The 1,893-nt window shown below is 38.6% G+C and carries 2 protein-coding genes; both read right to left on the bottom strand.

The window, feature by feature from the left end; genetic code table 11:
• Window positions 1-82 precede the first annotated feature (82 nt).
• The gene (locus DS742_RS29475; protein ID WP_242996471.1) at window positions 83-655 is read right to left on the bottom strand and encodes a group II intron maturase-specific domain-containing protein; all 573 of its coding nucleotides are present in this window, start codon (window positions 653-655) and stop codon (window positions 83-85) included.
• Window positions 631-1,386 carry a group II intron reverse transcriptase/maturase gene (gene ltrA, locus DS742_RS29480; protein WP_242996472.1) on the bottom strand — a complete coding sequence of 252 codons (756 nt, stop codon included), beginning with the start codon at window positions 1,384-1,386 and terminating at the stop codon, window positions 631-633. Before ltrA ends, DS742_RS29475 begins: the two co-directional genes overlap by 25 nt.
• Window positions 1,387-1,893: the final 507 nt, after the last annotated feature.

Genomic DNA, 1,893 nt, shown 5'->3' on the forward strand with positions numbered 1-1,893 from the left:
TAATAGAGTAGAGAAATAATTGCTAAGAATTATTTCCCTCTCATTGAACCGTACGTACGGGTCTCGTATACGGCTCTACAACTTATATTCCAACTTTTCTTAGATAGTAATTTAAAGGATTGAGCAAACCAGCTCCGTCCTTTATTTTATTTTCAAGCAAATCTGGACTTATGATAAAGTTCACAACATTCATTCCGCTTTGTCTGTACCAACCGAGCCTTGAATTTGCTACTTTGTAAATTGATTCATGGTCGAATCCATTCTTATTCTTCTCATTGAGATAGCATAGATTTCTATATATTGTCTTAGGTGTTTTCCATTGCTTTATGACAATTACTCTTATCTTGTGCCTTAACCATGCTCCAAACTCCTGCATGAACGTTTTCATTTTTCCAATTCTAAAGTAATTAATCCATCCCCTGACTACTTCATTCACTCGCTTAATGGTTACTGCAAGTGGTCGTGCCATAGCTTTGTTTCTTTTGAGGTATTCACTCAATTTCTGCTTTAGCCTCTTTTTCTTTTCTGTGGTAGGTTTTACTTTCCATTCACCACCATGATTCAGAAAAGTGAATCCAAGATATTTACTTCTTGTTGGTCTGACTACTTTTGTTTTGGTTGCATTTACTTTCAGGAAAAGATTCTTTCTATCCAATCTGTGATGGATTTCATCACTCTATTGGCTGCCTTCTCACTTTTGGTGAACACCATTGTATCGTCAGCATACCTTGTAAAACGAAGTCCTCTTTGCTCCAGTTCCTTATCTAATTTATCAAGATATACATTAGATAATACAACTGAAAGGGGACCGCCCTGTGGCACACCGCTTGTTGTAGCTTTCTCTAGTCCTTTTTCCATTGCTCCCGCTTTCAGGTACTTCCGAATTAGGTTCAATGTAGTACTGTCATTTACTTGCTCTCTAAGAATTTGAATTAATTTGTCATGATTTACTTTATCAAAGAACTGCTCTATATCAATGTCTATTACCCATTCATATCCCTCATTCAGATACTCCAGTGCTTGTTTTATGGCATCATGACAACTTCTTCCTGGTCTAAAGCCATAACTAAACTCACTGAATAGTTCTTCATAGATATCTATAATGGGCTGAGCAATCGCTTGTTGCACTACTCTATCTAAGACTGTTGGAATTCCTAATGGTCTCATTTTTCCATTATCTTTCGGAATATAAACTCTGCGTACTGGCTTTGGCATATAGGTTCGATTTCTGATTGACTGGACAATTTCGTCTTTGTTTTCCTTGATGTATGCACCAAGTTCCTCGACTTTCATTCCATCAACTCCGCCTGCCTCTTTGTTTGCCACTACTTTCTTATAGGCTCTGTTTAGATTTTCTTTTGATGTAATCACATCTATTAATTCCATTCGTTGTTACTCCTCTGATTATCACAAAATTTATGCATAACACCCCTCTCGATATAGACAGTATTCCTCGGTTACGTTCCTACTTTTCCCGTCCATCTGATTTCTGGTTTATGCATCATTCTCTTAATAACGATTTGTACTATAAATCGTTTCAGTCCTTCAGCTGTTACGCCTACTATGACATCATCTGACTCCCTCCCTAAACCTTTTTCGACCATATCTTTCGATGTGTGGGTAGGGTCTCCCAAGGTAAGACACTAATCTTTCATTCCACAACCTCTTGATTTACAACTTCGGTTTACGTTTACCTTTTGGGCTTCGGCTTGTTGAGCAACCTTACCCACCTCATCGCCTTATCAAGTTTCTGTTCGTAGGCTCAAGAACTTTGCTATGCGCTTCCTTCATCTATGCCATTACTGACACCAACTTGCGCTCCGCTACACTTGGCGGTAAATACCCGTGGTCAGACTTTCACTGACTAGATTAGTGCCATGCTTGGCACACTCA

It is taken from the genome of Lacrimispora amygdalina (assembly GCF_003432035.1).
Lineage (GTDB): Bacteria > Bacillota > Clostridia > Lachnospirales > Lachnospiraceae > Lacrimispora > Lacrimispora amygdalina.